The organism is Cyanobium sp. CH-040 (assembly GCF_024346135.1).
Taxonomy (GTDB): Bacteria; Cyanobacteriota; Cyanobacteriia; order PCC-6307; family Cyanobiaceae; genus NIES-981.
In genome coordinates this window covers 12,484-35,974 of sequence record NZ_JAGQCJ010000015.1, presented here as the reverse complement: position 1 = coordinate 35,974, position 23,491 = coordinate 12,484, and the positions used below count along the sequence as shown (strand labels likewise).

Annotated in this window: 27 protein-coding genes; 8 read left to right on the top strand and 19 right to left on the bottom strand. The window is 72.1% G+C overall.

What is annotated here, in order from left to right; all coding sequences use genetic code 11:
• Positions 1-14 precede the first annotated feature (14 nt).
• Positions 15-242, bottom strand: coding sequence for a hypothetical protein (locus tag KBY90_RS12485; RefSeq protein ID WP_254968969.1), 228 nt, complete (start codon positions 240-242; stop codon positions 15-17).
• Between the two features lie 67 nt (positions 243-309).
• On the opposite strand from KBY90_RS12485, the gene cbiE reads away from it, so the two are divergent.
• Positions 310-1,674 carry a precorrin-6y C5,15-methyltransferase (decarboxylating) subunit CbiE gene (gene cbiE, locus KBY90_RS12480; RefSeq protein ID WP_254968968.1) on the top strand — a complete coding sequence of 455 codons (1,365 nt, stop codon included), beginning with the start codon at positions 310-312 and terminating at the stop codon, positions 1,672-1,674.
• On the opposite strand, the gene KBY90_RS12475 is transcribed toward cbiE, so the two are convergent.
• From KBY90_RS12475 to pheS, 5 genes are read right to left on the bottom strand one after another with little or no spacing between them, the layout of a single operon-like run.
• Positions 1,628-2,590, bottom strand: coding sequence for a M10 family metallopeptidase C-terminal domain-containing protein (locus KBY90_RS12475; RefSeq protein WP_254968967.1), 963 nt, complete (start codon positions 2,588-2,590; stop codon positions 1,628-1,630). The two genes, cbiE and KBY90_RS12475, sit on opposite strands and share 47 nt — an antisense overlap.
• 19 nt (positions 2,591-2,609) lie before the next feature.
• Positions 2,610-3,143, bottom strand: coding sequence for a DUF192 domain-containing protein (locus KBY90_RS12470; RefSeq protein ID WP_254968966.1), 534 nt, complete (start codon positions 3,141-3,143; stop codon positions 2,610-2,612).
• On the bottom strand, positions 3,143-3,805 hold the full coding sequence (locus tag KBY90_RS12465; protein ID WP_254968965.1) for a response regulator transcription factor: 663 nt from the start codon (positions 3,803-3,805) through the stop codon (positions 3,143-3,145). The genes KBY90_RS12470 and KBY90_RS12465 overlap by 1 nt, the downstream gene beginning before the upstream one ends.
• An 8-nt stretch (positions 3,806-3,813) precedes the next feature.
• On the bottom strand, positions 3,814-4,731 hold the full coding sequence (locus tag KBY90_RS12460) for an NAD(+) kinase (protein ID WP_254968964.1): 918 nt from the start codon (positions 4,729-4,731) through the stop codon (positions 3,814-3,816).
• Positions 4,732-4,772: 41 nt separating this feature from the next.
• Positions 4,773-5,780: a phenylalanine--tRNA ligase subunit alpha gene (gene pheS, locus KBY90_RS12455; protein ID WP_254968963.1), complete on the bottom strand. Its 1,008-nt coding sequence runs from the start codon at positions 5,778-5,780 to the stop codon at positions 4,773-4,775.
• Between the two features lie 55 nt (positions 5,781-5,835).
• On the opposite strand from pheS, the gene surE reads away from it, so the two are divergent.
• Positions 5,836-6,672 carry a 5'/3'-nucleotidase SurE gene (gene surE / locus KBY90_RS12450; RefSeq protein ID WP_254968962.1) on the top strand — a complete coding sequence of 279 codons (837 nt, stop codon included), beginning with the start codon at positions 5,836-5,838 and terminating at the stop codon, positions 6,670-6,672.
• On the opposite strand, the gene KBY90_RS12445 is transcribed toward surE, so the two are convergent.
• A complete protein-coding gene (locus KBY90_RS12445; RefSeq protein ID WP_254968961.1) occupies positions 6,657-7,238 on the bottom strand; it encodes a DUF3611 family protein in 582 nt (193 codons plus the stop codon). The two genes, surE and KBY90_RS12445, sit on opposite strands and share 16 nt — an antisense overlap.
• Before the next feature lie 75 nt (positions 7,239-7,313).
• On the opposite strand from KBY90_RS12445, the gene KBY90_RS12440 reads away from it, so the two are divergent.
• The 4 genes from KBY90_RS12440 (at position 7,314) to KBY90_RS12425 (ending at position 10,896) form a co-directional block, all read left to right on the top strand.
• On the top strand, positions 7,314-8,300 hold the full coding sequence (locus KBY90_RS12440; RefSeq protein ID WP_315858741.1) for a bifunctional riboflavin kinase/FAD synthetase: 987 nt from the start codon (positions 7,314-7,316) through the stop codon (positions 8,298-8,300).
• Positions 8,301-8,418: 118 nt separating this feature from the next.
• Positions 8,419-9,537: a thiamine phosphate synthase gene (locus KBY90_RS12435; RefSeq protein ID WP_254968960.1), complete on the top strand. Its 1,119-nt coding sequence runs from the start codon at positions 8,419-8,421 to the stop codon at positions 9,535-9,537.
• A gap of 138 nt (positions 9,538-9,675) precedes the next feature.
• Positions 9,676-9,879 (top strand): sulfur carrier protein ThiS, encoded by a 204-nt coding sequence (gene thiS / locus KBY90_RS12430; RefSeq protein ID WP_254969005.1) that lies wholly within the window; start codon positions 9,676-9,678, stop codon positions 9,877-9,879.
• Positions 9,880-9,927: 48 nt separating this feature from the next.
• The gene (locus KBY90_RS12425) at positions 9,928-10,896 is read left to right on the top strand and encodes a DUF1517 domain-containing protein (protein ID WP_254968959.1); all 969 of its coding nucleotides are present in this window, start codon (positions 9,928-9,930) and stop codon (positions 10,894-10,896) included.
• Here KBY90_RS12425 and larB read toward each other — a convergent pair.
• The 4 genes from larB to KBY90_RS12405 form a co-directional block, all read right to left on the bottom strand.
• Positions 10,865-11,509: a nickel pincer cofactor biosynthesis protein LarB gene (larB, locus tag KBY90_RS12420; protein ID WP_254969004.1), complete on the bottom strand. Its 645-nt coding sequence runs from the start codon at positions 11,507-11,509 to the stop codon at positions 10,865-10,867. The genes KBY90_RS12425 and larB overlap by 32 nt on opposite strands.
• A gap of 74 nt (positions 11,510-11,583) precedes the next feature.
• On the bottom strand, positions 11,584-11,892 hold the full coding sequence (locus tag KBY90_RS12415; RefSeq protein ID WP_315858740.1) for a TIGR03792 family protein: 309 nt from the start codon (positions 11,890-11,892) through the stop codon (positions 11,584-11,586).
• Between the two features lie 299 nt (positions 11,893-12,191).
• Positions 12,192-12,677, bottom strand: coding sequence for a 2-C-methyl-D-erythritol 2,4-cyclodiphosphate synthase (ispF, locus tag KBY90_RS12410; RefSeq protein ID WP_254968958.1), 486 nt, complete (start codon positions 12,675-12,677; stop codon positions 12,192-12,194).
• 37 nt (positions 12,678-12,714) lie between these two features.
• On the bottom strand, positions 12,715-13,161 hold the full coding sequence (locus tag KBY90_RS12405; protein WP_254968957.1) for an NfeD family protein: 447 nt from the start codon (positions 13,159-13,161) through the stop codon (positions 12,715-12,717).
• Positions 13,162-13,254: 93 nt separating this feature from the next.
• Between KBY90_RS12405 and KBY90_RS12400 the strand changes: the two genes are divergently transcribed.
• The gene (locus tag KBY90_RS12400) at positions 13,255-14,187 is read left to right on the top strand and encodes an SPFH domain-containing protein (RefSeq protein ID WP_254969003.1); all 933 of its coding nucleotides are present in this window, start codon (positions 13,255-13,257) and stop codon (positions 14,185-14,187) included.
• 23 nt (positions 14,188-14,210) lie between these two features.
• Here the strand turns inward: KBY90_RS12400 and trmD are convergent, their stop codons facing one another.
• From trmD to era, 3 genes are read right to left on the bottom strand one after another with little or no spacing between them, the layout of a single operon-like run.
• The gene (gene trmD / locus KBY90_RS12395) at positions 14,211-14,930 is read right to left on the bottom strand and encodes a tRNA (guanosine(37)-N1)-methyltransferase TrmD (protein ID WP_254969002.1); all 720 of its coding nucleotides are present in this window, start codon (positions 14,928-14,930) and stop codon (positions 14,211-14,213) included.
• 37 nt (positions 14,931-14,967) lie between these two features.
• Entirely contained in the window at positions 14,968-15,489 is a 522-nt protein-coding gene (locus KBY90_RS12390) for a phycobiliprotein lyase (protein WP_254968956.1), read from the bottom strand.
• A 21-nt stretch (positions 15,490-15,510) separates the two neighbouring features.
• The gene (era, locus tag KBY90_RS12385; protein ID WP_254968955.1) at positions 15,511-16,605 is read right to left on the bottom strand and encodes a GTPase Era; all 1,095 of its coding nucleotides are present in this window, start codon (positions 16,603-16,605) and stop codon (positions 15,511-15,513) included.
• 42 nt (positions 16,606-16,647) lie between these two features.
• Between era and KBY90_RS12380 the strand changes: the two genes are divergently transcribed.
• Positions 16,648-17,172, top strand: coding sequence for a hypothetical protein (locus KBY90_RS12380; protein ID WP_254968954.1), 525 nt, complete (start codon positions 16,648-16,650; stop codon positions 17,170-17,172).
• Between the two features lie 330 nt (positions 17,173-17,502).
• Here the strand turns inward: KBY90_RS12380 and KBY90_RS12375 are convergent, their stop codons facing one another.
• From KBY90_RS12375 to KBY90_RS12355, 5 genes are all read right to left on the bottom strand, one after another.
• Positions 17,503-18,240, bottom strand: coding sequence for a Bax inhibitor-1 family protein (locus tag KBY90_RS12375; protein ID WP_254968953.1), 738 nt, complete (start codon positions 18,238-18,240; stop codon positions 17,503-17,505).
• Between the two features lie 93 nt (positions 18,241-18,333).
• Entirely contained in the window at positions 18,334-19,344 is a 1,011-nt protein-coding gene (locus KBY90_RS12370; protein WP_254969001.1) for a PhoH family protein, read from the bottom strand.
• 11 nt (positions 19,345-19,355) lie between these two features.
• On the bottom strand, positions 19,356-19,760 hold the full coding sequence (gene rpsP, locus KBY90_RS12365; RefSeq protein ID WP_254968952.1) for a 30S ribosomal protein S16: 405 nt from the start codon (positions 19,758-19,760) through the stop codon (positions 19,356-19,358).
• Positions 19,761-19,819: 59 nt separating this feature from the next.
• Complete coding sequence (gene ffh / locus KBY90_RS12360) at positions 19,820-21,301, bottom strand: signal recognition particle protein (RefSeq protein WP_254968951.1); 1,482 nt, start codon at positions 21,299-21,301, stop codon at positions 19,820-19,822.
• A gap of 80 nt (positions 21,302-21,381) precedes the next feature.
• Complete coding sequence (locus KBY90_RS12355) at positions 21,382-23,430, bottom strand: ARC6/PARC6 family protein (protein WP_254968950.1); 2,049 nt, start codon at positions 23,428-23,430, stop codon at positions 21,382-21,384.
• Between the last annotated feature and the right edge of the window lie 61 nt (positions 23,431-23,491).

Below are 23,491 nucleotides of genomic sequence, written 5' to 3'. Positions count from 1 at the left end.
GTGGGGCCAGCTTGTCAGAGATGGTTGTCCACCTCCTGGTCGATCAGCGCATCGAGGGTGACGGCGGTGCGCACCAGCGCCTGATAGCGCTGCACCAGGCGCCGGTTGCGCTCCAGCCAGCCGGCGGGATCCGCGCCGCCGGGGGCGATGCCGTCGCCGTCACTGTGCAGCAGCTCGAGGTCGCCCTGGCGCTGAAGCAGGGCGAGTACCAGTTCATGGAGGCGCTGGCGGCGGTCACTCATGGCGCCGGATCGTTTCGGGGTGGCGTGTGCTGCCGGTGGAGAGCTGTCGGGCTGCGCCGGTGTCGCCATGGGTGAGCATCATGGCGGCACCGGCGGTGGGGCGCTGAACGGCAGCGACAGTGGGATCGAGGGCGGGCTGGCGGGTGGCCCGATCGAGGTGGTGGGCTGTGATGCCGGCGGCCTGGCGACCCTCGCGCCGCCGCAGCGGGCCCTGGTGGAGGCGGCGGCGCTGGTGGCCGCACCGCGGCGGTTGCTGGCCCAGCTGGCCGACGTTCTGCCGGCCCATGCCCTGATCGTCAGCGACCGCCCCGAGGAGCTGGTGCAGCGGCTGCGGGACGCGCTCCGGCAGGGCCGCTCCTGTGTGGTGCTCGCCAGCGGCGATCCGCTCTGGTTCGGCATCGGCCGCACGCTGCTGGAGGCCTTCGGCCGCGACGCCCTGCGTTTCCATCCCGCCCCCAGCTCCCTGCAGCTGGCCTTTGCGCGCATCGGCCGGCCCTGGCAGGACGCGCGCTGGATCAGCCTGCACGGCCGCGATCCCGAACCGCTGGCCGCGGCCCTGCAGCAGCGTCCGGCGGCGCTGGCGGTGCTCACCGATCCAGGCCGCGGCGGTGCGGAGGAGGTGCGCCGTCTGCTGGCCGCCTCGGGTCTGGAGAGCGCCTACGCGCTGTGGCTGTGCGAGCGGCTGGGCCATGCCGCGGAGCGGGTGCAGCGGCTGGCGCCGGCGGATCCCCTGCCCGCCGATCTCGACCCGCTGCATCTGGTGCTGCTGATCGCCCGGCCGCCGGATCCGGAGCCTGCCGAAACGCTGCCGCTGTTCGGGCTGCCGGATGGTGCGTTTCTGCAGCATGACGACCGCCCCGGTCTGATGACCAAGCGGGAGGTGCGCGTCCAGCTGCTGGCCGAGCTGCAGCTGCCGGCCCGCGGCGTGCTCTGGGACCTCGGCGCCGGTGTGGGATCGGTGGGTCTGGAGGCCCTGCGGCTGCGGCCGCAGCTGCAGCTCTGGGCCCTGGAGGCCCGGGGGGCATCAAAGGCGCTGATCGAGGCCAATGCCGCGCGGCTGGGGGTGCGGCCGGCGGCGGTGCTCGAGGGCCGCGCTCCGGAGGGGCTGGCTGAGCTGCCCGATCCCGACCGGGTGCTGGTCGGCGGCGGCGGCCGCCAGCGCCGGGCGATCCTCGAAACCGTGCTCGCGCGCCTGCGGCCGGGCGGAGTGGTGGTGATCCCCCTGGCCACGCTGGAGGCCCTGGCCGAGCTCAGACCCGTGCTGGAGGCCGCCGGGCTGGCGGTGACGGTGAGCCAGCATCAGGCCTGGCGGGGAGCTCCATTGGCGGACGGCACCCGCCTGGCGCCGATGAACCCGGTGCTGGTGCTGACGGGGCGGCTCCCGATCAGAGGATCCAGCCGGCGTTCACCTGAGTCACCCCCGCCAGCGTGATGGCGAAATCGGCCTTGCCATTGCCGGTGACGTCCGCTTCCAGCAGCCCGCCCTCGAACCTCACCTCCGGGGCCTTGCCGGCTTTTCCGGAAAAGGATTTCCCCTTCAGGTAGGTGAAGGTCCGCAGCTCGGGAATCTCCGACAGGTCGATCCTGTCCCCGGCCTTGCCATCGAAATCGGTGATGCGATCCCGCGTCCTCCGTCCCGCGGCGCTGTCCTTGAGAGCTGTGTACAGGAAGACATCCCTGCCGATGCCCCCCGTGAGCACATCGGCGCCGGCACCTCCCAGAAGGTCGTCGTTGCCGCCGCGGCCGCGCAGCACGTCGTTGCCCTTGCCTCCGAGCAGACGGTCGGCACCGCCCCCTCCCAGGAGCCTGTCGCTGCGGTCTCCTCCCCGGATCACCCGGGCGATCGGGATTTCGGCGATGCCTCCCCCGAGCGCGACATCGCGGTAGCCGATATCGGTGTCCTTCCAGCGGCCCTTGGCAGCGGGGTTGAAGTAGATGTGCACGAAGTCCTCACCCGGGCCGTTGCTGGGCTCGCCGCTTGGGTAGCCGGGGGTTCCCCGCGGCACCCAGTTGCGGTAGGTGGCGTTCTCCCCTGAGGACCACTCCCAGGTTCCCTCCCTGCGGATGTCATTGAGGCCGATCCACAGGCCGCAGGGGTCGAAGGCGATCGGCGCGTAGGTGCGGGTGGCCCAGCGGTTCTCCGCTGCGTCATTGATCGTGATCAGGTTCCCGCCCAGCCTGCGGGCCTGCCGTTCCGCCCCCTCCCAGCTCAGCCGCTGCTGCGTGCCGTTGACCACGGCCCCGCGCACCAGTGTGTAAGCCGAGGCCCCGCGCTTGAACGTGGCGGAGCGATCCAGGCCGGGGTTGGCGGTGAGGAACTCCCGGTAGCTGGCCAGGCGGAAGCCCATCGGTGGCGCGGCAGAAGAATCACGACCCTAGGTTCCGGATCTCCGGCCGCCAGGGTTCGATCCGCACCGTGGTGCCGGGAACGATCCCCAGGCGCGCCGCCTCCCCGGCCGCCAGTTCGAGGACCCCCTCCACCGCTTCGGCCGGACCGTAGCTGGGGCAGGGCAGCCGGGGGCAGGGCCTGGCACCGCCCTCGATCGCCAGCACCCGGCCCTCGCGCACGAAGATCATGTCGAGCGGTTCCGGGGTGCGGTGCATCCAGAAGCGGGCCGGTGCCGGCGGGTCGTAGGGGAACCACATCCCCCGCAGGGGAGGAAGGCGGGGCCGCTCCTGCAGGCCGAGGGCCTGGCGGCGCGGGGTGTCGGCCACCTCCAGCTGGATGCAGCGCTGGGGATCGAGGCACCAGCGGGCCGTGATCGGCAGAACCTGGGGCGGGCCCGCCTGGTCGTCGCTGCGCACCGCCGGCGCCGCGCCCAGGGCCGTTGCCAGCGACGCCCCCAGCAACAGCCCGCCCATCACCAGGCCCATGCCCGGCGGTCGCGCTCCAGTGCCCATCAGGCTCCGGCCATGGGGGGCATGCCGGCACTCAGGCAGTAGCCCTGGCCGCGGATCGTGTGGATGAGGCGCCGTTCGCCTTCCTGCTCCAGCTTCTGGCGCAGGTAGCGCACGTACACCTCGATCACGTTGCTGGCCATGCCTCGCTCGTCGTTCCACACCTGACGCAGGATCTGCTCACGGCTGACCACCGTGCCCTGACGCTCCAGCAGCAGCAGCAGCAGCTGGTACTCGCGGGCCGTCAGGGCCACCGGCCGGGTGCCGCGCTTCACCTGCCGGCTGCTGGGATTGAGGCTGAGGTCGGCCACCTGCAGCAGCGGTGAGGGAACGCCGCTGCGGCGGCGCAGGTCGAGCTGCAGGCGCAGCCGCATCAGCAGGTCGCTGGCACCCTGGTCGGGCAGCCAGAAGTCGTCGGCGCCGGCGCTCAGGCAGCGCACCCGGCCTTCCACCGAGTCGGCCTCCACCGCCAGCAGGATCGGCACCTCGCCATAGCGCCGGCGCAGTTCGCCGATGACGCCTGCCTCGGCAGCCGCCAGCAGCACCAGGTCGGGGTCCGGCCTGGCCTCGGTGAGGCTGCGCAGGGCCGTGTAGCCGGAGGCCTCGAGGCGCCCGGCCTGGGCCTCGGCCTCCGGCCCGAGCAGCAGCAGGCGGGTTTCAGTCATGACCGCGCTCAGGACAGCGCTCCGTTGGCGGGTTTGGCCACGTGCGGCAGACCCCAGCCCAGCTTGTTGCGCAGCACCGCGAAGAATTCGTGATCGGCGAGGCGAACGAACCGCACACCATGGTCACTGCGCCGGATCAGGATGCGGTCCTCCGGCCAGATGTAGCAACCGGCGCTGCCATCCACCACCATCATCAGCCGCTCCGGTGTGGCCGGGAACACCGTCACCGGTTCGCGGTCGTTGAACACCAGCGCCCGCGAGGCCAGGGAGTGGGGCGCGATCGGGGTGAGCTGCAGCACCGGGCAGTCGGGGGTGATCACCGGGCCTCCGGCGCTGAGGGCATAGGCGGTGGAGCCGGTGGGGGTGGAGAGGATCACGCCGTCGGCGGCGATGTCCACCGGGGCATGGCGGCCGATGGCGATCTCGAAATGGCACATCGAGGTGAGCGGCTCCCGGTGCAGGGCCATCTCGTTGAGGCAGAGCACCTCCCAGCGGCGCTGCTCCGCGCGCATCACGCTCACCACGAGCATGGTGCGCTCCTCCACCGTCCATTGGCCGGCGATCACCTGCTCGAGGGCCTGATCCAGCTGGTTCAGATAGGCCTCGGCCAGAAACCCCAGATGACCGGTGTTGATGGTGAGGATCGGCACGCCGATCGGTGCGGTCTGCCGCGCCGCCGAGAGCACCGTGCCGTCACCGCCCAGCACGATCGCCAGCTCCAGTTCCTCGCTGAAGCAGGCAGGCACGCAGGCCCGGTAGCCGCGGCTGCGCAGGTGCTGGTCGGGGTTGGCGAAGCCCACCATGCCGCCGGAGCTGCTCACCCGCCGCACCTCCCAGCCGTGGGTGCCGAAGCGCTCTTCGAGGGCATCGGCCGTGCTCACGGCCAGGGCCTTGCCGTCATTCACGATCAGTCCGACGCGGGGCACCGATCGCGGGGCGGGGAGCTGCTCGAAGTTTATGGCCGTGCTCAGAACTGCTCCAGGAAGCGCAGATCGCTGGTGTAAAGGCGGCGGATGTCGTCGATGCCGTGGCGCACCATGCAGAAGCGCTCCACCCCCAGGCCGGCGGCGAATCCGCTCCAGCGCTCCGGATCCAGCCCCATGCCCTCCAGCACCGCCGGATCGACCATGCCGCAGCCCATCACCTCCAGCCAGCGGCCCCGCCACTGCACGTCCACCTCGGCGCTGGGTTCGGTGAAGGGGAAGTAGCTGGCCCGGAAGCGCACCGGCAGGTCGCCGAAGAAGCGCTGCAGAAACGCCGTCACGGTGCCGCGCAGATGGGTGAAGGCCAGGCCCTCGTCGATCGCCAGCACCTCCACCTGATGGAACACCGGCGAGTGGGTGGCGTCCACGGCGTCGCGGCGGTAGACGCGGCCGGGTGCGATCACCCGCACCGGCGGCGGGTTGGTCTCCAGGTGACGGATCTGCACCGGCGAGGTGTGGGTGCGCAGCAGCCGGCCGTCCTGCAGATAGAAGGTGTCCTGCATGTCCCGGGCGGGGTGGTGCTCGGGGATGTTGAGGGCGGTGAAGTTGTAGTAATCGGTCTCGATCTCCGGGCCCTCGGACACCCGGTAGCCGAGGCCGCTGAAGATGTCCACGATCTCCTCGATCGTGCTGATCAGGGGGTGGCGCCGTCCCACGGGCACGAAGCGGCTGGGGGCCGTCACATCGAGGCTTTCCCGGGCGATGCGGGCGGCCATGGCGGCCGAGTTCAGGGCCTCCAGGCGCTCGCTGAGCAGGGTCTGCAGCTGCTGCTTGAGCACGTTGGCGCGCTGGCCGATCACGGGCCGTTCGGCGCCCGGCAGGGTGCCCATCGCCCCGAGCACGGCCGAGAGCCGGCCCTTCTTGCCCAGCAGACCCACCCGCAGCTCCTCGAGCTCTGCGGCGCTGCCGGCCCCGGCGATCGCCGCCGCCGCCTCGCTCTCCAGTTGCTCGAGCCGGGCGGTGAGATCCTCCAGCGACACGGTGACGCTCACGACAAACCAGCAGTTGGGGGCGAGGTGGAGACTGTAAAGAGCAGCCCCCGCAGCGATGCACCCCTTGAGGATCCTGATCAGCAACGACGACGGGGTCTTCGCCGCCGGGATCCGCACCCTGGCCAACGCCGCCAACGCCCGCGGCCACCAGGTCACGGTGGTCTGCCCCGACCAGGAGCGCTCCGCCACCGGCCACGGCCTCACCCTGCAGACCCCCATCCGCGCCGAGCGGGCCGATGAGCTGTTCGACGACGGCATCAGCGCCTGGGCCTGCAGCGGCACCCCCAGCGACTGCGTGAAGCTGGCCCTGTTCTCGCTGCTGGAGGAGTGGCCGGATCTGGTGCTCTCCGGCATCAACCATGGCCCCAACCTGGGCACCGACGTGCTCTATTCCGGCACCGTGAGCGCGGCGATGGAGGGCACGATCGAGGGCCTGCCGGCCCTGGCGGTGAGCAGCGCCGATTTCCAGTGGCGCCAGTTCGAGCCCGCCGCCACCCTGGCCCTGGATGTGGCCGAGCGCATGCTGGCGGAGGGCTGGCCCCAGGGCCTGCTGCTCAACCTCAACGTGCCGCCGCGGCCGGCCGAGAGCATCGGCCCGCTGCGCTGGTGCCGCACCGCCGTGCGCCGCTACACCGACCAGTTCGAGCGCCGCGTCGATCCCCGCGGCCGCACCTACTACTGGCTGGCCGGTGAGGTGGCCAACGACCTGGAGGCGGCCGTGGCGGGTCCGCCCCAGTGGCCCACCGATGTGGCCCACGTGCATGCCGGCGGGGTGGCCCTCAGCCCGCTGCAGCCGGAGCTCTTCTGGATGGGCGACACCGCCACCCTGCCGGCCCTCGAGGGGCTGGGCACCGAGGGCCTGGCTGCGCAGAACGCTCAGCGCACCCTGTAGATCCGCTGCAGCATCCAGAGGCTGAAGAGCAGACCGATCAGGTGGGCGAACAGCACCTGGGTGTTGCCCAGCACGGTGAACATCTCGATCGAGGTGATCGGCAGGCCCACCACCCGTCCGCCGGCGCCCGGGGTGGTCTGGATCTGGGCGCCGAAGAAGCCCGGCACCTGCTGGGAGGCCTGCACGAACAGGCTGCCGGCCATGGCCTGATACCCCACCGCCGCCAGCGTCAGTCCGCCGAGGTCGGCCAGCAGCCCGCGCTTGAGCAGCCGACCGGTCTCCCCCCGGCTGGGTTTCACGGCACTGGCCAGGGCCCGGCCGCAGCGCACCACCAGCCAGCTCTGCCACACGCTCCAGAGCAGCACCAGGAAGGCCAGGGTGGTGAGGCTGATGCCGGGCCCCAGGCCCAGGGCCCGGGCGGAGTTGGCCACCAGCCGGCCGCCGATGTTGTTGAACACCAGCACTCCCACCACCACCACGCCCAGGGCCACCTGAACCCAGAAGCGGATCCAGCCCATCCGCCGCAGGGCTCCCGAGAGCCTCTGCAGATCCAGCTCGTCGGTCATGGGCGGGCGCAGGGATGCCCCCAAGCTGCCATGGGAAGATCGCCCGGGCATGCCGAGGCTTCGGGAACTGTCGCGTTGATTCCCCTGCAGACACCCCGGCAGGCCAGCCGTCCCACCGCCATCGCCCTGGGCAGCTTCGACGGGCTGCACCGCGGCCACCGCCGCGTGATCGCCGCCGTCACCGCCGCCGGCGCGGGCGTGCCCACGGTGGTGAGCTTCTGGCCCCATCCCCGGGAGGTGCTCCACGGCGAACCCCGCCTGCGCCTCGACCTGCCCTCGGAGAAGCTGGAGCTGCTGGAGCCGCTCGGCATCGCGCAGCTGGTGCTGGTGCCGTTCGACCGCCAGCTGGCCGCCCTCGAGCCCGAGGCCTTCGTGGATCAGGTGCTGGTGGGTCAGCTCGACGCCCGCCGCATCGCCGTGGGCGACAACTTCCGCTTCGGGGCCGGCCGCTGCGGCGATGCCCGCGACCTGCAGGCCATCGGCAGCCGCCGGGGCATCGCGGTGACCGTGCTGCCGATGCTCTGGGACGGCGCGGAGCGGGTGAGCAGCAGCCGCATCCGCCGGGCCCTCGCCGCCGGCGACATCGCCGAGGCCCGCCGGCTGCTGGAGCGCCCCTACCGCTTCCGCGGGGTGGTGGTGCGCGGCCGGGGGCTGGGGCGAACGCTGGGCTGGCCCACCGCCAACCTGCAGGTGGACGGGCGCAAGTTCCTGCCGCTGGAGGGGGTGTACGCCGCCCGGGCGCAGCTGCAGCGCGGGGCCGGCGGGGAGGGCGGCTGGATGCCGGCGGTGATGAACCTGGGGCCCCAGCCCACGGTGGATCCCGCGGCCCCCTCGGCGGTGGAGGTGCACCTCCTCGACCGCCGCCTCGAGCTGGTGGGCCGCGAGCTGAAGGTGGAGCCGCTGGCGCTGCTGCGCCGGCAGCAGCGCTTCGAGGACCTGGAGGCGCTCAGCGCCCAGATCGCCGCCGATGCCGAACGGGCCCGGCTGTTATGCCGTGGGGTAGGCGTGGGTGAGGCCCCAGACGATGAAGGCGGCGATGCCCCCCAGCAGCAGGATTCCTGAGACGAGCACCAGCATCGGCCTGTCGCCCCCGCCCTGATCCACGCCGCTGCCCATCGTGAGGATCTGCCGGCCGGCAGCATGTCGGTGCAGCCAAATTACCCAGCCACCGCCCGTCGCCATGGTCACGTCCGACACTCCTTCGCGCCCGGCCGGGGCTCCCTCCGGGGCGGCGCCGGCGGAGCTGGCCGCGGTGCACCGGTTGCTGGACGCCAACCTCGACCGGGCCCGGGAGGGCCTGCGGGTGCTGGAGGACTGGGCCCGCTTCGGCCTCGAGCGCTCCGATCTGGTGGCCCGCACCAAGGACCTGCGCCAGCGGCTGGGGCGCCTGCACCGCGACGCCTACAAGCGCGCCCGGCACACCGCCACCGATCCGGCGGCCGGTCTGGGCCACCCCGCCCAGGCGGAGCGACAGCAGCCCCGGGCGGTGGTGGCGGCCAATGCCGCCCGGGTGCAGGAGGCCCTGCGCGTGCTGGAGGAATTCGGGCGGTCCGTGGATCCGCAGCTGGCGGCCGAGGCCGCCGCCATCCGCTACCGGCTCTACGACCTGGAGGTGGAGCTGCTGGCCCGGGACGGGGCGGGCGGGCAGCGGCGGCGGCAGCTGCTGGACTGCCATCTGTATCTGGTGACCAGCCCGGTGCCCGGCCTGGAGCCCGTGGTGGCCGCCGCCCTCGCCGGTGGAGTGCGGCTGGTGCAGTACCGGGCCAAGGAGGGCAGCGTCGGCGACGACGGCAGTCCCCTCACTGACGGCGTCCGGCTGCAGCAGGCCCGTGCCCTGCGCCAGCTCTGCGCGCGCCATGGGGCCCTGTTCATCGTCAACGACCGCATCGATCTGGCCCTGGCGGTGGACGCCGACGGCGTGCATCTGGGCCAGGGCGATCTGCCGCCGGCGGTGGCCCGGCGGCTGCTGGGGCCGGAGCGCCTGATCGGCCGCAGCACCCACGCCATCGAGCAGCTGCACCAGGCGGTTGCCGACGGCTGCGACTACGCGGGGGTGGGCCCGGTGAACGCCACGCCCACCAAGCCCGGCCGGGAGCCGGTGGGGCTGGCCTATGTGCGCGAAGCCGCCGCCGCCTCTGCCATTCCCTGCTTCGCCATCGGCGGGATCACGGCTGCCGGGGTGCCGGCGCTGCGGCAGGCCGGCGCCGAGCGGGTGGCGGTGGTGCGGGCGATCACCGAGGCCGCCGACCCGGCGGCCGCCAGCCGCGAGCTGCTGGCCGCTCTGGAGCGGGAGCACTGAGCCGCCGCCGCGCGGGGCGGTCGATGGGGCGTGGCGCAGGACTGGCCAGCGGGCGGCCCGATCCCCGAGCATGGCCACATCTCACCTGAGCCGATCGTGCCCGCCGCCGCCCAGCCCGGTGACCGCCCCGGCCCGACGATGGCGCTGCAGGTGAACGGTGAACAGCGCCGCTGCCCCTCCGGGCTGACGCTGCCCGAGGTGCTGCAGGAGCTGGGCTACCGGCCCGAGCTGGTGGTGGTGGAATTCAACGGCGAGATCCTGCCCCGCAGCCGCTGGGGGGTGCAGACGGTGCAGGAATCCGACGTGCTGGAGGTGGTCACCATCGTGGGGGGCGGTTCCTAGATTCCATTCCGGGGCTACGACCTGGCCCCGACACCCTCGGGTTTGCCCATGCCTTCCTCCCACTCCACCAGCCGGGGCCTTCGCCTTCGCCGGCTCTTCGCCTGGCTGGCTCTGCCGGCCCTGGTGCTGGGCCTGCTGCTGGTGCACCCCCAGGCCTCCTGGGCCGCCAGTGGCGGCCGCATCGGCGGCGGCAGCTTCCGCTCGGCTCCCTCGATGCCGCGCAGCTACGGCGGCGGTGGCGGCCTGCGCGGCGGCTACGGCGGGGGCTACGGCGGCGGCATCGGTGGCGGCGGCATCGGCTTCCCCTTCCTGATCCCGATCTTCGGCTTCGGCGGCGGCGGCCTGTTCGGCTTCCTGGTGCTGATGGCGGTGGTGGGCCTGATCGCCAACGCCGTGCGTGGCGGCGGCGGCCCGGCCATGGGGGGCGCGGCACCCGGGTCCCTGGCTCCGCGGGCGGATGGTCCGGTGAGCATCGCCCAGCTGCAGGTAGGGCTGCTGGCCTCGGCCCGCCAGCTCCAGGCCGACCTGCGCCGGCTGGCCGGCACCGCCGACACCAGCACCAATGCCGGTCTGCAGACGGTGCTGCAGGAAACCACCCTGGCGCTGCTGCGCCACCCCGATCTCTGGGTCTACGCCGGCGCCGAGGTGGGCCAGGTGCCCTTCGCCAGCGCCGAGGCCACCTTCAACCGCCTGTCGATGGCCGAGCGCAGCAAGCTCGACCGCGAACTCACCACCAACGTGGCGGGGCGCCGCACCCAGCTGGACGGGGCCTCCGTGGGTGAAAGCGATGCGGCCAGCGACTTCATCGCCGTGACCCTGCTGGTGGCCAGCCGCCGGCCGATCAGCCTGCGCGGTGCCGACAACGCCGAGCAGCTGCGCAGCTCGCTGCAGGCCCTGGGCTCGGTGACGTCCGCCGATCTGCTGGCTCTGGAGGTGATCTGGCAGCCCGATGGCGCCGGTGAGAGCTTCACCACCGAGCAGCTGCTCACCGCCTATCCCGACCTGCGTCACGTCTGAGGATGCGCAGGGCGGCCATCGCGGCGCCGTAGCCGTTGTCCACGTTCACCACGCTCAGGCCAGGGGCGCAGCTGGCGAGCATGCCGTGCAGGGCGGCCAGCCCGCCGGCGCTCACGCCGTAGCCCACGCTCACCGGAACGCCGATCACCGGCTGGGGCAGCAGGCCCGCCAGCACGGTCGGCAGGGCCCCTTCCATGCCTGCGCAGGCGATCAGCACGTCGGCCTCGGCCAGGGTGTCCAGGCGGTCCAGCAACCGGTGCAGCCCCGCCACGCCCACATCCAGCAGCAGGTCCGCCTGCAGGCCATGGCAGCCAAGCGCCAGCCGGGCCTCGGCCGCCACCGCCAGATCGCTGGTGCCGCCCGCCAGCACCGTCACCCGTCCCCGCTCCGGCATCGGATCCGGCAGTCGTCCGCTGGTGAGACAGCGGGCTTCGGGGTGGTAGCGGAGGGCTTGTGGCTGCTCCGGCGTCGCGGCCAGCAGGGCCTGCACGGCCGCGGCCTTCTCCGCGCTCACCCGGGTGGCGAGCACGATCTCCCCGGCGGCCTCCAGGGTGCGGGCGATGGCGGCGATCTGCTCGGCGCTCTTGTGCTCGCCCCACACGGCCTCCACCATGCCCAGCCGCCCCCGGCGCTGCAGATCGAGCCTGTGTTCAGGAGTGAGCCTGTGTTCAGGAGTGTCGCCGCTGCTCACTGGGGCTCCAGCTCGCCTTCGAACACCAGCGGAAAGGGGTTGCCCCGGCTGTGGCCGGTGGCCTGCCGGGCGATGTGCTCGAAGCGCTCCTGCACCGCCGCCAGTTCACCGCCGGGGATGGCCTGCCACTGGGCGCGGCTGGCCCAGCGGATCAGCAGGGTGGCCTGCTCGCGTCTGGGATCCCAGTAGAGCTCCCGTCCCAGAAAGCCATCCTGTCGCGCCAGCCAGGGCCCCCAGCTGCCGCGTTCGGCCTCCAGCCAGGCCTCCCGCTCGGCCGCCGGCACCCGCAGGCGCAGCTGTTCCACCACCGCCGTCGGGTCAGGTTTGGCTGGCTCCGGACGTGCTGGCTTGGGACGTTCTGGCTTGGGACGTTCTGCCCGGGGACTGTCTGGATGGGGGCTGTCTGGATGGGGGTTGGCTTGCTGAGGGGAAGCTGGCATGGCCCGGGCAGGGGAGGCTGGCAGGGCGTAGGCCGGCTGGCCGCCGAGCGGGACCAGAACGGTGAGCAGGGCCAGAACCCAGGCCAGCATCCTGGCGCGGGCGCTGCGGCTCTGGGGCTGGGCGCGGCCGCGGGACGGCTCCGCAGCCCGGCTGGGTGTCGCCGTCATGGCTGCAGCAGCAGGGCCACCGCATGGCAGGCGATGCCCTCCTCACGGCCGGTGGGGCCGAGGCGCTCATTGGTGGTGGCCTTGACGCCCACCTGCTCGGGGCTCAGCCCCATGCGCCGGGCGATGGCCGCGCGCATCGCCTCGATGTGGGGGCGCAGCCGGGGACGCTCGGCCACCACCACCGCATCCACGTTGCCCACGCTCCAGCCCTGCTCGCGCACCAGGGCCACCACCTGCTCCAGCAGCTCCAGGCTGTCGGCACCCTTCCAGCGGGGATCCTCAGGGGGGAAATGGCGGCCGATGTCCCCCAGCGACAGCGCCCCAAGCAGGGCATCCATGATCGCGTGCACCAGCACATCGGCGTCGCTGTGGCCATCGAGGCCGAGGCCGGTCGGGTGCTCGAGCCGCTGGCCCCCCAGGATCAGGGGTCGCCCCGGCACCAGGCGGTGGATGTCGTAGCCGTTGCCGATCCGGAGCTGCATGGCCTGGGCGGGTGATCGCTGCTGCCCGGTGAGTCTTTCACCGGCTGCCATCCGCCTCCCCGCGCGGTACCACCTGCAGGTGGGTGCCCTCGCGGCCCATCACCATCACCGCCTGGCCGGGCAGCAGCTGCCGCCCTGGCTCCAGGTTGGTGGCCGCCCAGCTCTGGCCCTGCCAGAGCACCCGTCCCTCGCCGTCGGCCTCGAAGCCGCTCAGCACCTGGGCCTGATCGGCGGCGTGGGGCAGCGGGATGGCCCGCTCCCGGCGCCGCTGGGACCAGCGCTGCAGCCCCAGCAGCAGCCCCCCGGTGAGCAGGGCGAAGAGCAGCAGCTGGCCGGCCGGAGGCAGGGGCAGCAGGGCGATCGTCAGCGACACCGCCAGGGCGGCCAGGGCGCCGGCCAGCAGGCCCTCGAATTCCGCCCCCAGCCCTTCGAGCAGCAGCAGCGTCAGCCCCACTCCCAGCCAGATCAGCGCAGCGACAGCCATGACCGCAGGAGCGCTGCTCCTGGTGAGACTCCTCCATGCTGCCTAGCCTGACGGGTGCCGTCGAATCCGGCCCTGCGCTGGCCGCTGCTGCCCATGGATCCCCTCTTCGGTGTGCCCGCCCTGGTGGTGCTGGCGTTCCTGGGCATCAACAGCGTCAAGGTGACCAGCGGCGGCCAGTCGCGGCTGGTGGAGCGCCTGGGCAAGTACGACCGCCAGCTGCAGCCCGGGCTCTCCTTCGTGCTGCCGGTGGTGGAGAAGGTGGTGAGCCATGAATCGCTCAAGGAGCGGGTGCTCGACATCCCGCCCCAGCAGTGCATCACCCGCGACAACGTGGCGATCGAGGTGGATGCGGTGGTGTACTGGCAGCTGCTCGAGCACGCTCGCGCCTACTACGGCGTGGACAACCTGCAGGCGGCGATGGTGAACCTGGTGCTCACCCAGATCCGCGCCGAGATGGGCAAGCTCGACCTCGACCAGACCTTCACCACCCGCAGCGAGGTGAACGAGGTGCTGCTGCGCGAGCTCGATCAGGCCACCGACCCCTGGGGGGTGAAGGTGACCCGGGTGGAGCTGCGCGACATCCACCCGTCGCCGGGGGTGCAGCAGGCGATGGAGCAGCAGATGACCGCTGAGCGTCAGAAGCGCGCGGCGATCCTGCGCTCCGAGGGAGAGAAGGAATCCCAGCTCAACGCCGCCCGCGGCCGGGCCGAGGCCCTGGTGCTCGATGCCAAGGCCAAGCAGGAGGCGCTCGTGCTCGAGGCCCAGGCCCAGGCCCAGCAGCAGACCCTGCTGGCCCAGGCCCGCGCCGAGGCCGCCACCCGGCTGGCCGAGGCGATGCAGGCCAACCCCGAGACCTCCGAGGCGATCCGGCTGCTGCTGGCCCGCGACTGGATGGCGATGGGTGAGGCGATGGCCGGAGCCCCCGGCGGCAGCGTGCTGATGGTGGATCCCCAGAGCCCGGCCAGCCTGCTGGCGGCCCTGCGCGGTGTGCAGGCGGGACCCCAGCAGACGCCTCCAAAGGGCTGAGGGGCCGCGGTCGCGGGTCGCTTCTAGGGCTTCCTCTGCTGCTCCTCCGGGGTCTGCTGGCTGGCCTGCCAGCGCGCGAACAGATCGGGCCGCCGCTCGCGGGTGCGCTGCTGCTGCTGCTCCAGGCGCCAGCGGGCGATGGCGCCGTGGTCGCCGCTGCGCAGCACCTCCGGCACGGTCATGCCCCGGAACTCCGCCGGCCGGGTGTAGTGGGGATGCTCGAGCAGCAGCCCGCTGTGGCTCTCGTCCTCCAGGCTGGCGGCGGTGCCCACGGTGCCGGGCAGCAGCCGCACCACCCCGTTGATCACCACCGCCGCCGGCAGCTCACCGCCGGTGAGCACGAAATCGCCGATCGACACCTCCTCGTCGGCGAGGCTGCGGATGCGCTCGTCGAAGCCCTCGTAATGCCCGCAGAGCAGCACCAGCTGCTCGTAGCCGTCGGCCCAGCGGCGCAGGTCGGGCTGGGTCAGCGGCCGCCCCTGGGGGCTCATCAGCAGCACCCTCCGCCGCGGCAGCAGCGGAATCGCCTCCACCGCCGCGAACACCGGCTCGGGCTTGAGCACCATGCCGGCGCCGCCGCCGTAGGGCTCGTCGTCCACCTTGCGGTAGCGGTCGGTGGCGAAGTCGCGCGGGTTGTGGGTGTGCAGCTCGGCGATGCCGCTCTGAAACGCCCGGCCGATCACCCCCAGCGCCAGCAGGGGCTGCAGGGCCTCAGGCGCCAGGGTCACCACATCGAGGCGCATGGCTGTTGCATCGCGGCCCATGGCTGTCGCCGCCGGCTCAGCCGTCGGCGGGAGCCTGCCGGCTCACCCGGCGGATCTCGGAGCTGAAGCTGGCGCGGCCCGGGCTGCCGTCGGCCCGGTGCTCCAGCGTCGAGCGCAGGCGCAGGTTGGGCTTGGTGAACCAGATGCGCTCGCGCAGTTCGCGCCTGTCGTCGGCGATCACCAGCTCGAGACTGCCATCGGGCCAGAGCTGCCAGGTGCCGCGGCCTGTGCCGCTCTGGAAGCTGCCGTCGCCGGCGAACAGGAGTTGGCTGGAGGGCTCCCCCTTGGGCCCCACCTGCAGACCCCCCGGGGAGTCGGCCGCCGCCGGTTCCAGGTAGGCCACCACCAGTTCGCCCCGCTCACTGGTGTGCCACTCATCCCCTTCGTCGGCGTTGTCCATGGACTGCGCCAGCGCGAAACGGCTGCGCAGGCTCATCCATTCGCCGGCGCAGAAGCGCAGAAAGGCCTCGATCGATTCGGGCGGGAAGGCGGGCGATTCGGGCGGCAAGGCGCTGTCGGGATCGGGAGGCTGGCTCATGGGCCGATTCTCTCAGCTGCCTCAGTCGTCCCGATAGCCGAGCTCGGCCAGGCGGGCTGCGCTGCGCCGCCAGCCCGGCAACACCTTCACGAACAGCTCCAGATAGACAGGACCGCCCACCAGCTTCTCCATCTGCAGGCGGGCGCCCTGGCCGATCGTGCGCAGCATGCGTCCGCCCTTGCCGATCAGGATGCCCTTCTGGCTGGCGCGCTCCACCACCACCGTGGCCAGCACGGCGGTGCGCGGGCCGTCGTCCACCACCCGCTCGATGCGCACCGCCACCGAGTGGGGCACCTCCTCGCGGGTGTGGCTGAGCACCTGCTCGCGGATCAGTTCCGCCATCAGCAGCTGCTCGGGCTGGTCGCTCACCGCGTCGGGGGGATAGAGGTGGCCGCCCTCCGGCAGGTCGGCCGCCAGGGCCTCCACCAGGCCGGTGGTGCCCTCGCCGGTGAGGGCGCTCAGCCGGTGCAGGGGCCAGGCCAGCGGCGGCTGCTCGCCGTCGCCCAGCAGCATCTGCCGGTAACTGGCGGCCAGCTCCTCGGCCTGCTCCGGGTCCACCTGGTCCCACTTGTTGAGGGCCACGTGCACCGGCTGGCGGCAGTGACGCAGCAGGTCGACGATGAATCCGTCGCCCCGGCCGGCGCTCTGGCTGCCGTCCACCAGCAGTAGCACCAGGTCCACGTCGCCGATGGCCTTGCGGGCCGCCTTCACCAGCCGTTCACCCAGCAGGTGATGGGGCTTGTGGATGCCGGGCGTGTCCAGCAGCACCAGCTGGGCCGCGGGGGTGGTGAGGATGGCGCGCAGGCGGTGGCGGGTGGTCTGGGCCACCGGCGAGGTGATCGCCACCTTCTGGCCCACCAGCTGGTTGAGCAGGGTGCTCTTGCCCACGTTCGGGCGGCCGATCAGGGCCACGAAGCCGGAGCGGAAGGGACCCGCAGCGCCGCTTTGCCCGGCATCGGTGCCGGCCAGCAGGCGTGCCGATTCGGCGGGGTCGGGAATCGGCAGGGTGAGGCCGACATCGGCGGCGGGGATGGCCAGGCGGCCAGGCCCGTTGACGCTGTCGGGGGAGCTGGCGGCGTCGGGGGGGCTGGCGGCGCTGGAGGGGTGCGGGTCCATAACCTCAACACTGCCAGTCCGGTGACCCCAGCGCCGCGTGCCATGACCAGCACTCCCCTCGAACCCAACTTCCAGCAGGCGATGGAGATCACGGCTCAGTGGCTGGAGCTGTGGGAGAACGGCGAGCTCAGCGATGAGGTGCTGGCGGACCGGGTCGCCGAGCTGGTGGCCAGCCGCGACGGCGGCCGCGGCTTCTTCGTGGTGAGCCTGGCCGGTGACTGCCCGCTGATGGATCGCCTCCCCGATCCGCTGGTGATGCAGCTGCGGGCCGCCGGCGCGGGGGTGGTGGATCTCACGGTGCGCAACCTGGCCATGAGCACGGCCATGGCCCTGCACCATCGGCGCGCCGGTGACGCCGGCCAGCAGGCGGGCTCGGAGCGCGTGCGGCTGCGCTGCACCGAGCTGCTGCGCCAGCTCGAGTCCGTGGCCGTGAAGGACCGGTTGGAAACCCTCCTGGCCGCGGCCCGCGACGATCAGGGGGAGGACGTGGCCTTCCTGCAGCGCTGGGGCTACGACGCGGAGCAGCGGGCGGCGATCACGGCCGCCATCGAGGCCGTTGCCGAGTGAGGCCGGACGGCGGGGGGCTGCCCGGAGATTGGATGCTCTGCGCGTGAACAACAGGTTCTGTACAACCTGTACAGAACCTGTGGGTCCTGAAATCTGCAGGCCCTGAAACTGGATGTCCTGAAACCCAGATGGGCCGTGAATCAGGAAGCCGTCAATCGGGTACGGACTTGAAATCCGGGGGTGAGCCAGAAAGGTGGAGGCTCAGGATCAGCCTGAAATGTGGAGACTCAGGATGCGCTTGAGGACAGGAATCTGAGTCGCTGGAATGTAAGTGACCCAGACCCAGATCACGCTGCTCGATCAGGCTGATCCAGACCGGATTGAGGATAATCAGTCGCGGCGGCCGCCACCCTGGAGGGCGATGATCAGGCGCAGAATGAAGATGAACAGGTTGATGTAGGTGAGATACATCCCCAGCGCCCCGGCCAGGTACTGCTCGTCGTTGTAGGTGCGGGGCATCGTGTAGAAGTCCACGAAGGCCGCGCCCACGAACAGCACGGTGCCGAAGCCGGCGATCAGCAGTTCCAGGCCGGTGCCGCCGAACATGCCGGGCACGAAGATGCTGCCCACGATCTGCACCACCATGGCGATCAGCAGGCCGATGATGCCCAGGCCCACCACTCCGGCGAGGGCCTGACCGACGCTGTCGCTCATGCGACGGCCGACGACGGAGGCGATCACGAAGGTGATGCCGGTGGCCAGGGTGGCGGTGCCGATGGCGCCCACGCCCGCCACGCTCAGGGCGTAGGCGACGATGCCGCTGAGGGTGAAGCCGGTGATCAGGCTGTAGGTGGCCAGCAGCGGCAGGGCGGTGCCATTGTTGCCCTTCATGGCCACGTTCTGGGCCACGAAGAAGAGGATGAAGTTGCCGATCAGGGCCACCCAGAACAGGGGCATGAACAGCGCCGGGCTGCTGGCCATGAGGGTGAGGCCGCCCAGCACGCCGCCGGCGGTGAGCACCATGCCGCCGCCCACGTAGGGCAGGGCCTTGTTGACGACGTTGGGCCCCACCAGGGCGCTGGACTGCGCCTCGCGGATGGCCTCCTGGAAATTGCTGCTGGCCGGCATGGGGCCCCGGAACTGAGAACTTCGCCCATCCTGCCAGTGCCGGAGCGGACGCGGCGGAAGCTGTGATCCTTGCCGCGGTGCGGATTTCCTCCTTCAGCGCGGGCGGGCTGGGCTGGCGGCGGTGCCGGCGGCGCGGCGTCTGTCGCGCTGCTCATAGGCGCTCACCAGGCGCTGCACCAGGGGATGGCGCACCACGTCGGCGGCGCTGAGATGGCAGATCGCCACGCCCTCCACGCCATCGAGCACCTGGGCGGCTTCCGCCAGGCCGCTGGGCACCCCCGGCGGCAGGTCGGTCTGGCTGGGGTCGCCGGTGACCACCATGCGCGAGTTCTCGCCCAGGCGCGTGAGCACCATGCGCATCTGGGCGCCGCTGGTGTTCTGGGCCTCGTCGAGGATCACGAAGGCGTCCGCCAGGGTGCGGCCGCGCATGTAGGCCAGGGGCGCCACCTCGATCACCCCCTTCTCCAGCAGCACCGCCGTGCGCTCCGCCCCCAGCAGGGTGTGCAGGGCGTCGTAGAGCGGCCGCAGGTAGGGATCCACCTTCTGCTGCAGGTCTCCCGGCAGAAAGCCGAGGCGCTCGCCGGCCTCCACCGCCGGACGGGTGAGGATCAGCCGCTCCACCCGCCGGTCCTGGAGCATGCGCACGGCCAGCACCGTGGCCAGGAACGTCTTGCCGGTGCCGGCCGGCCCCAGGGCCAGGGTGAGGTCGTGGCGCTCCATGGCCTGCACGTAGGCCTTCTGGCGCAGGGTGCGCGGCCGCAGCAGCCGGCCGCTCTGGCTGCGGGCCAGCACCAGGTTGCCAAGGTCGCGGTGCTCCTCGCCCCTGCCACTGTCCAGGGCCTGCAGGGCGGTGTTGAGGTCCACCTGGCTGATGCTCTGGCCCTCCTGCCAGAGGGGACGGAGCAGGTCCAGCAGATCACAGGCCCGCTGCAGCTGGCTGGGGCGAGCGCGCAGGGACAGGTCGAGGCCCCGCAGCACCAGCGTTGCACCGGTGAGGGCTTCGAGTCGCCTGAGGGTGACTTCGCCCTCGCCGGCAAGGGCCAGGGCTGAGGCCTGGGACGGCAGGGAGAGGGTGGTGGAGCTGAGTCCGTCGGACTCGGCCAGGGGCCCGGATGTCAAGCCTCGGCGGGGGCCTCTTCGGCAGCGGCGGCGGCAGCTGCTTCAGCGGCGGCGGCCTCTTCGGCAGCCTTGGCTTCAGCGGCTTCGCGGGCGGCCTGCTTGGCAGCAGCCTCGCGGGCGGCCGCCTGCTTCTTCTGGCCCACCACCACTGAGGGGCGCACGCTCTTCTCCACCAGGCCGCCGCGCTCCAGCAGGGTCAGCACGGTCTCGGTGGGCTGGGCACCCTGGGACAGACGGGCGCGGATGGCCTCGGTGTCGAGGCGGGTTTCCTTGGTGCGGGGGTTGTAGAACCCCAGCTCCTCGAGCGGGCGGCCGTCGCGGCGGGAGGTGCTGTTCACGGCCACCAGGCGGAAGCTCGCTTCCCGCTTCTTGCCAAACCGCTTCAGGCGGAGCTTGATCATCGTGGCCTAGCCGCAAAAGGTGCAAAGAGCGACTCTACCTCGTGGCTGGCGGCGGAGGATCAGAGGTCGCCGAAGCCCTTGCGCTTCTTCGCCGGTCTGGGGGCCTTGGCGGCGCCGCGGCCGCGGCCCGGCGCGCCCGCGGGCATGCCGCCCATCCCCGGCATGCCGCCACCCATGCCGGGGAAGCCGCCCATGCCCGGGAACCCTCCGCCCATCCCGGGCATGCCCGGCATTCCGCCCCCCTGGCTCATCTGCTTCATGAAGCCGCGCATCTTCTGGAAGTCGGTCAGCACCTTGTCCACGTCGGCGGGACTGTGGCCGCAGCCGCCGGCGATGCGCCGCCGCCGCGACGGGCTGGAGGCCAGCAGATCGGGGTTGCGGCGCTCGGCCTCGGTCATCGAGCCGATCATCGCCTCGATCCGCTTGAGCTGCTGCTCCCCCTGCTTGAGCATGCCGTCGTCGATCTTGTTCATCCCCGGGATCAGCTTCATCAGGCCCCCGAGGGAGCCCATGCGCTTGATCAGGCGCATCTGCTGCAGGAAGTCGGAGAAGTCGAAGGTGGCCTCCTGCAGCTTCTGCTGCATGCGCGCCACGTCGGCCAGCTCCACCTCCTTCTGGGCCTTCTCCACCAGGGTGAGCACGTCGCCCATGCCCAGGATCCGGCTGGCCATGCGCTCGGGGTGGAAAGGCTGCAGCGCCTCCACCTTCTCGCCGGTGCCGATGAACTTGATCGGCGCGCCGCTCACCTTGCGGATCGAGAGGGCGGCGCCGCCGCGGGCGTCGCCGTCGAGCTTGGTGAGCACGGCGCCGGTGATGCCCACCTGCTCGTGGAAGGCGCGGGTGAGCTCGGCGGCCTCCTGGCCGATCATCGAATCCACCACCAGCAGCACCTCGTCGGGCTGGCAGGCCTGGCGGATCCGCACCATCTCCTCCATCATCGACTGATCGATCTGGAGGCGGCCGGCGGTGTCCACCAGCACCGTGTCGAAGCCTTCGGCCTTCGCCTTCTCGATGCCGGCGGCGGCGATCGCCTCCGGCCTGGCCTCTGTGCCCAGACTGAACACCTCCACCCCGATCTGGCCGCCGAGGGTCTGCAGCTGCTCGATGGCGGCGGGACGGTAGACGTCGGCCGCCACCAGCAGCGCCTTGCGGCCCTTCTCCTTCAGGTGCAGGCCGAGCTTGGCGGTGGCGGTGGTCTTGCCGGCGCCCTGCAGGCCGGCCATCAGCACCACCGCCGGCTCACCCGGCTTGCCGCCGGCCGCCAGAGGCGCGTTCTCGCCGCCCATGGTGTCCACCAGCTGCTCGTGCACCACCTGGATGAACTTCTGGTCCGGGCTGATGCCGCGCACCACCTCCGTGCCGAGGGCCTTCCGGCGCACCTCATCCACGAACTCCCGCACCACCGGCAGGCTCACGTCGGCCTCCAGCAGGGCGCGGCGCACGTCCTTGAGAGCGCCCTCGATGTTGGTCTCGCTGATGCTGGCCTGACCCCTCAGGCCCTTGACCGCATCCTCGAACCGCTGGGAGAGCTCATCGAACATGGCGTGGCGGCCGCTGGGGTGATCCGATCGTAAAAACCTGGCGGCGGCGCCCCCGCCGTTGCCCCCCGGCCCGGCGCCCCTCAGGTCGCCCGCTCGAAGCTCACCAGCCGCCAGGTGCCGCCTTCGCGGCTGAACACATAGCGGTTGCGCAGGGTGAGGTTGCTGGGTTGGCCCACCGCCTTGCCCTCGCCATCGAGACGTTCGCCCCGGTAGCGGATGGTGACCACGGCGGCGACGCGCCCGGGGCTGTTGGCCTCGATCCGCAGGTTCTCGACGCTGGCGTCGATGCGCTGGGTCTGGTTGCGGGACTGGTCGGCCCGGCGCTCGCTCCGGAGCAGGCGCAGCTGGGGCGCCTGGGCCAGGTCCTCCAGGGAGGTCGGAGCGTCCTCGCCGGCCAGCACGCTCGCCTTGGCGGCCAGCCAGGCCTCCAGCAACGACTGGATCTCCTCGGCGCTGGGCTGGTCGCTGCGCAGCGGCAGCGCGGCGGCCTCGGGCCTGGCCGGGCTGCCGGGTTTCTGCGGGGGTTCAGCGGTCGCGGCGCCGCTGGCCGGTGCCCCCGGCGCTGCGGATCCTGGAGCCTTCCCCTGGCTCTGGCCTGCTCCAGCGGCCTGGCCGTTGGTGGCGTTGCTGCTGGTGGCGGGCCCGACGCTCACCGGTGCCGGACGGGGCCGCAACAGGGACACCAGACCGAGTCCCACCAGAAGCGCGGCCAGGGCGCCGGTGGCCAGCAGCAGCGGCCGCCGCCAGCGAGGGGCCAGCGCATCCGCGAAGCCGTCGTCCTCCCGGTCGGCGTCGTCGCCGTCGATCTCATCGGCGTCCCCATACCCGAGCGAGCCCAGACCCAGCAGGGCCTGCGCGCCGGCCAGGGCCGCGCCGCCGGCGCTGGGCGCGAACACCTCGTCGGCGCTGGCCTCGGCCTCCAGGCCGTCGAGATAGGCCTGCACATCGCGGTCCGCGAAGTAGGCCTCGAGGTCGGGGTCGGCCTCCAGATCGCGGTAGCCGGGCAGCACATCGCGGGCCAGCCACTGGCGGCAATAGGCGCACACCTGGGCCAGGGAATCGCTGCTCTGGCGCCGGGCCCACTCCAGCAGCTCCTCGCTGGCGTTGCCCGCGAACAGGGCTTCGGCGCTGTCCGCCTGGCCCAGCAGGAGGTGCAGGCAGGCCAGCAGCGGACGCAGGTCCGCCTGGCCCCGGGCGAGCAGCCGGTCGCGGGCCGCACCGATCCGCTCCGGTTTGCGCTGGGCGAAGCCCGAGGCGGTGAGGGCCGTGATGGCGAGAAAATCTGCCCGGCTCGAGCGGGATGCCCAGCGCTCGAACAGATCGATCTGTTCCTGCACCGTCAGGTACTGGCGGATCTGGCGGAAGAAGGCCTGAAACTCCTCGACGCTGAGATCGCCCGGGCTGGGCCCGGAGTTGCCCTCGCCCTTGCCCTCGCCCTTGCCTTCGCCCTCGAGCCAGCCATCGAGCCCGCCGCGCTCCTGCACCAGCTCCTCCAGCAGGCTCAGGCCCTCGCTGCGCTCCTGGGCGGAGCCGAGGTCCCGGCTGAGCAGATCGAGGATGCGGTAGGGGCGCAGCACCCGGCGTTCGTCGGCGAGCTGCTGGCGCAGTTCGAGCTGCTGCCCCGTCCTCTGCAGCAGCTGCTGTCCCTGGGCCAGCAGCTGGGAAGCGGCCTCATAGCGCCGTTCTCCACGGAGATCCCGGGCTCCCTGCAGGCAGGCCAGGCCGGCCAGCAGACCCAGGTCCGCCTCGCGACCGCTGCCGAGGGCCGGCGCCTGGGGTGGTTGCAGAGCACGGCTGGTGAGTTCGAAGCAGTCCAGGGGCAGGTCCGCCTCCAGCAGCAGCAGCAGCCCGGCCACCTCCTTGCTGGCCGGCACGTCCAGGGCGGCCTGCAGTGTTTCCCCCTCGTCGCTGAGGGCGGTGAGCTCGGATTCGTAGTGGGCCCGGCGCTGGGGGTCGCTGAGCAGGTCGGCGCTGCTGTGCAGGAGCTCCTCGCGGGCCCTGAGGGTGTCGGGCGTGAAGCCGTGCTCGGGGGGACGGTCGATGCGCTGCTGGAGGGTGCGCAGCACGGCCTGCAGATCAGTGGTCGGGCTCACGCCGAGCAACCGGAAGTGATCGATCGGCAGGTCCAATCCCCAGGGATGGCGGGTGACTGACTGTAGTCAGGGTGAACGCTGCTGCCCGGATGGCCGC

Coding starts and splice junctions, on each gene's coding strand:
- KBY90_RS12400 (WP_254969003.1), top strand. CDS start 13,255: ATGGATCCCCTCTTCGGTGTGCCCGCCCTGGTGGTGCTGGCGTTCCTG.
- era (WP_254968955.1), bottom strand. CDS start 16,605: ATGGACCCGCACCCCTCCAGCGCCGCCAGCCCCCCCGACGCCGCCAGC.
- thiS (WP_254969005.1), top strand. CDS start 9,676: ATGGCGCTGCAGGTGAACGGTGAACAGCGCCGCTGCCCCTCCGGGCTG.
- trmD (WP_254969002.1), bottom strand. CDS start 14,930: ATGCGCCTCGATGTGGTGACCCTGGCGCCTGAGGCCCTGCAGCCCCTG.
- ffh (WP_254968951.1), bottom strand. CDS start 21,301: ATGTTCGATGAGCTCTCCCAGCGGTTCGAGGATGCGGTCAAGGGCCTG.
- KBY90_RS12380 (WP_254968954.1), top strand. CDS start 16,648: ATGACCAGCACTCCCCTCGAACCCAACTTCCAGCAGGCGATGGAGATC.
- KBY90_RS12375 (WP_254968953.1), bottom strand. CDS start 18,240: ATGCCGGCCAGCAGCAATTTCCAGGAGGCCATCCGCGAGGCGCAGTCC.
- rpsP (WP_254968952.1), bottom strand. CDS start 19,760: ATGATCAAGCTCCGCCTGAAGCGGTTTGGCAAGAAGCGGGAAGCGAGC.
- KBY90_RS12425 (WP_254968959.1), top strand. CDS start 9,928: ATGCCTTCCTCCCACTCCACCAGCCGGGGCCTTCGCCTTCGCCGGCTC.
- cbiE (WP_254968968.1), top strand. CDS start 310: ATGGGTGAGCATCATGGCGGCACCGGCGGTGGGGCGCTGAACGGCAGC.
- KBY90_RS12475 (WP_254968967.1), bottom strand. CDS start 2,590: ATGGGCTTCCGCCTGGCCAGCTACCGGGAGTTCCTCACCGCCAACCCC.
- KBY90_RS12435 (WP_254968960.1), top strand. CDS start 8,419: ATGGTCACGTCCGACACTCCTTCGCGCCCGGCCGGGGCTCCCTCCGGG.
- KBY90_RS12485 (WP_254968969.1), bottom strand. CDS start 242: ATGAGTGACCGCCGCCAGCGCCTCCATGAACTGGTACTCGCCCTGCTT.
- ispF (WP_254968958.1), bottom strand. CDS start 12,677: ATGCAGCTCCGGATCGGCAACGGCTACGACATCCACCGCCTGGTGCCG.
- KBY90_RS12405 (WP_254968957.1), bottom strand. CDS start 13,161: ATGGCTGTCGCTGCGCTGATCTGGCTGGGAGTGGGGCTGACGCTGCTG.
- KBY90_RS12445 (WP_254968961.1), bottom strand. CDS start 7,238: ATGACCGACGAGCTGGATCTGCAGAGGCTCTCGGGAGCCCTGCGGCGG.
- KBY90_RS12390 (WP_254968956.1), bottom strand. CDS start 15,489: ATGAGCCAGCCTCCCGATCCCGACAGCGCCTTGCCGCCCGAATCGCCC.
- surE (WP_254968962.1), top strand. CDS start 5,836: ATGCACCCCTTGAGGATCCTGATCAGCAACGACGACGGGGTCTTCGCC.
- KBY90_RS12470 (WP_254968966.1), bottom strand. CDS start 3,143: ATGGGCACTGGAGCGCGACCGCCGGGCATGGGCCTGGTGATGGGCGGG.
- KBY90_RS12465 (WP_254968965.1), bottom strand. CDS start 3,805: ATGACTGAAACCCGCCTGCTGCTGCTCGGGCCGGAGGCCGAGGCCCAG.
- larB (WP_254969004.1), bottom strand. CDS start 11,509: ATGGTGGAGGCCGTGTGGGGCGAGCACAAGAGCGCCGAGCAGATCGCC.